Source organism: Mediterranea sp. An20, assembly GCF_002160055.1.
GTDB classification, from domain to species: domain Bacteria; phylum Bacteroidota; class Bacteroidia; order Bacteroidales; family Bacteroidaceae; genus Bacteroides; species Bacteroides avicola.
On record NZ_NFJV01000061.1, the window covers coordinates 1 to 3,177 of the forward strand.

Below are 3,177 nucleotides of genomic sequence, written 5' to 3' on the forward strand. Positions count from 1 at the left end.
AACAACTTCTACGGCCTGTTCGGCATCTACGCCGTCACTCCCTGGCTCGGCATCCCGCTGACGCTGGTGCTGGTGGTCTTCATCACCAACGCCATCAACCTGATCGACGGCATCGACGGCCTCGCCTCCGGTCTGAGCATGGTCGCCCTGGCCGTGTTCGGCGGTGTGTTCATCCACAGCGGCTGGTGGGTCTACGCCCTGGTGGCTTTTGTGAGCATCGGCGTGCTGATTCCCTTTTTCTCTTACAACGTTTTCGGGAACGCCGCCCGGGGCCGGAAGATTTTCATGGGCGACACGGGCAGCCTGCTGCTGGGCTACCTGCTGAGCCTGTTCACGGTGAAATACTGCATGTATACGGGTTCTACTCCCGACGAGATAGCCGGTTCTCCGGTGCTGGTTTCCTTCAGCGTGCTGCTCATCCCCTCGCTGGACGTGGTCCGCGTGGTGCTGCGTCGGGTCCGCAACGGCAAGAATCCCTTCCTGCCGGACAAGACGCACATCCACCACAAGTTCCTGGCGATGGGCTTCACGCCCCGTTCGGCGATGGTGACCATCCTGCTGATGTCCGCCTGCTTCAGTGTCTTCAACCTGCTGGCTGCCCACCGCATGGACAACACGCTGGTGTTCATCACCGACATACTGGTGTGGACGCTGCTGAACGTGTGGTTCGACAGGCGCATCGGGTGCAGGGATCGTAAGAATGTTCCGGAGGAATAACTGCAGGCAGTGTCTTCCCTTCCGGTCCTTTCAGAGTTCTTTGTATTCCCCTGCCGCATCGAAGCAGGGGCAGTCTTTCTGCGGGTTCAGGTCCCGGTGTCCCACGATGAGGGCATGGGGGAAGATCCGCTTCAGTTCGCGCAGCAGGGCAAGCATCGCCCCTTTCTGTGGGAGGGTCCGCGTGTCGGCGGGTTTTCCGTTTCCGGACAGTCCGCCTTCGTAGCAGATGCCTATGGAGTGCCGGTTGTGGTTGCGGCAGTGTGCCCCCACCTGTTCCAGCGGGCGTCCTAAATGTATGGTCCCGTCTCGCGTGATATAGAAGTGGTATCCGATGTCCCGGAATCCGCGGTGCCGGATGTGGTCGTTTCGGCAGGTCTCAAAATCCAGGCTCCGCCCCTCAGGGGTGGCGGAGCAGTGGATGATTATCAGGGTGATGCGCCTCATGCTTCTCCGGTTTTTAATTTCCGCAGGCGCTGATGCCGAATGCCCCTGCCACGGCAGAAGCTACGGCGATGATGACTTTGAGGACGATGCCCCACACGCTTTTCGGTGTACTGTTTTTCTGTTGCATAAAAATAGGTAGGTAAGTAATCAATAAATTCAATTTAAGTAATCAATCAGAATTAGTTTATACTATCATGGAGAATGAGGTGTCTGTCATTCTGAGCGAAGCCCGTAGGGCGTAGTCGAAGAATCTCATGACATGCACTATCCAAGGGAATCGTGTCTTTCGGGAGATGTTTCGACTTCGCTCCGCTCCGCTCAACAAGACAGATACACATCATATAAACTAAATATCAACAACTACTTATATCAAACACAGAGACACGGAGTCACAGAGTTAATTTTTTGAGAGGACAGAGCCCACGGAGAGAAGATTTTACTCTGTGCCCTTAACCTCTTCTCTATATATTCCTCCGTGTCTCTGTGCCTCTGTGTTCGATAGAGGGACTGGTTATCCCAGCGCTCCACCCCCTCCGTCTTCCTCCTCTTCGGAGCCGCCGGGGGTAGATCCGCCGCTGCCGCCCACGCTGTAGGGCGTTGCCTCCCTCAGCTGACCTTCCAGGTTGATCTGCGCGTTGCTCAGTTCTCCCGTGGCACGGGCACGCAGCTTCAGCCCCTTGACGTGTTCCGACACCTTGAAAGCTTCGGCGCTCTCGGCGCCGTGGTCGCTGACGATGCCCACGGAGAAGATGGCGAGGTCGTCCAACTTGACGTTCTTTCCGTCTAAGATAAGTTCCTTGATGCAGGCGATCATGTCTGTGAGCACGCCCTTGATGACGCCCGGCGAGAACGGTGTGTTGTGCTTCGACATGTGTTTGGCAAGTGCGGCCGTGTCCAGCGTGTCGCTGATGACGGGACGTGCATACCACAGTCCGTTCAGGGGACTGTTCTCACCTTTGATTTGGATTTTACGATAGGAGATCATGGTGGTAGTGGTTAATGGTTAATGATTAGTGGTTAATGGTTAATGGTTAATGATTAATGATTAATGGGTAATGATTAATGGTTAATGATTATCTTTTCTGTGATGCAAAGATACGGTGTGCCTTTCTTGGTTTTGTTCCTTTGGTACGCTTGCTGCCCGTATGGGGTGATACCTGTTGATTATGGTTGACAGACGTTGGTAAGTGTCGGTTAAAGTGCGGCTGTTATTTGTATATTCCGTTGTTTTTCAGTATCTTTATAGCAAAAAAAAAACAGAAATCAGAAAACAGAACGACTTATGGAACAGGACGAATTTCCCATCCGCGCCTATGGGCGCACGGAATTGGCCGTATGCTATTTCCCCCATCTTAATTCCCAGGCAGCCTACCGCAAGCTCCAGCAGTGGATCGACCATTATCCCCATCTTCGTGAGCGGCTGGAAGCCACTTCCTCCAATCCCCGCTGCCGGATGTACATGCCGGTGCAGGTGCGGATGATTGTGGAAGCCATCGGGGAGCCTTGAGCGCACCCCGCGGTTCAGTCATAAGCTTCCCCTCACGTGGTTCAGTCATAAGCTTCCTCGTGGCTGTCCGAAAACCTATCAGCTGCTATCATTCTGTCTGTCATGGCGAGCGAAGTCGAGCCATCTCACTAAATCTACAGGAACGTGTCCTGAGATCCCTCGACTGCGCTCGGGATGACAGAATGATAGTGTCGGAAGAGTTCTCGTACAATCTCCCCCGTGGCTCTGTCATAAGCTCCCCCTTCGGGGGGAGTTGAGGGGGCTAAGGAGTTGAGGGGCCAACCCTTAGTTTTAGCCCTCTAACCCTTAGGTTTAGCCCGCTAACCTTCAGGTTGGCAGAACAGGTCTTTTTCCGTTTCGGGCGGGTTGTCTTCCGGTTCCGGTTCTTCTGTGAATATCGCCAGGCTCTTCTTGTTCTGCTCAATGGCTTCCCAGGAAAGTTCGATGACGCGGTATCCCCTTTTCCCGTTCTTCCGTACGCTTTCGTATCCTTCCTGCTTCATGGCCTG

At 54.2% G+C, this 3,177-nt stretch carries 6 protein-coding genes; 2 read left to right on the top strand and 4 right to left on the bottom strand.

The annotated features are described in order from the left end of the window. Positions 1 to 717, top strand: a 717-nt coding sequence (locus B5F34_RS17030; RefSeq protein ID WP_140393029.1) for an MraY family glycosyltransferase, incomplete at its 5' end; no start/stop codon positions are given. A 30-nt stretch (positions 718 to 747) separates the two neighbouring features. On the opposite strand, the gene B5F34_RS17035 is transcribed toward B5F34_RS17030, so the two are convergent. The 3 genes from B5F34_RS17035 to B5F34_RS17040 all read right to left on the bottom strand — a co-directional run bounded on the left by B5F34_RS17035 (position 748) and on the right by B5F34_RS17040 (position 2,146). Next, positions 748 to 1,161 (bottom strand): N-acetylmuramoyl-L-alanine amidase, encoded by a 414-nt coding sequence (locus B5F34_RS17035; protein ID WP_087340939.1) that lies wholly within the window; start codon positions 1,159 to 1,161, stop codon positions 748 to 750. 13 nt (positions 1,162 to 1,174) lie between these two features. Continuing rightward, on the bottom strand, positions 1,175 to 1,288 hold the full coding sequence (locus B5F34_RS17650; RefSeq protein ID WP_162609360.1) for a smalltalk protein: 114 nt from the start codon (positions 1,286 to 1,288) through the stop codon (positions 1,175 to 1,177). Between the two features lie 384 nt (positions 1,289 to 1,672). Then, positions 1,673 to 2,146: a DNA-binding protein gene (locus B5F34_RS17040; protein ID WP_087340940.1), complete on the bottom strand. Its 474-nt coding sequence runs from the start codon at positions 2,144 to 2,146 to the stop codon at positions 1,673 to 1,675. Between the two features lie 297 nt (positions 2,147 to 2,443). Here B5F34_RS17040 and B5F34_RS17045 point away from each other — a divergent pair, with 297 nt between their 5' ends. Next, on the top strand, positions 2,444 to 2,668 hold the full coding sequence (locus tag B5F34_RS17045; RefSeq protein ID WP_087340941.1) for a DUF4248 domain-containing protein: 225 nt from the start codon (positions 2,444 to 2,446) through the stop codon (positions 2,666 to 2,668). Positions 2,669 to 2,988: 320 nt separating this feature from the next. Here the strand turns inward: B5F34_RS17045 and B5F34_RS17655 are convergent. Next, positions 2,989 to 3,177, bottom strand: a 189-nt coding sequence (locus B5F34_RS17655; RefSeq protein ID WP_162609361.1) for a hypothetical protein, incomplete at its 5' end; no start/stop codon positions are given.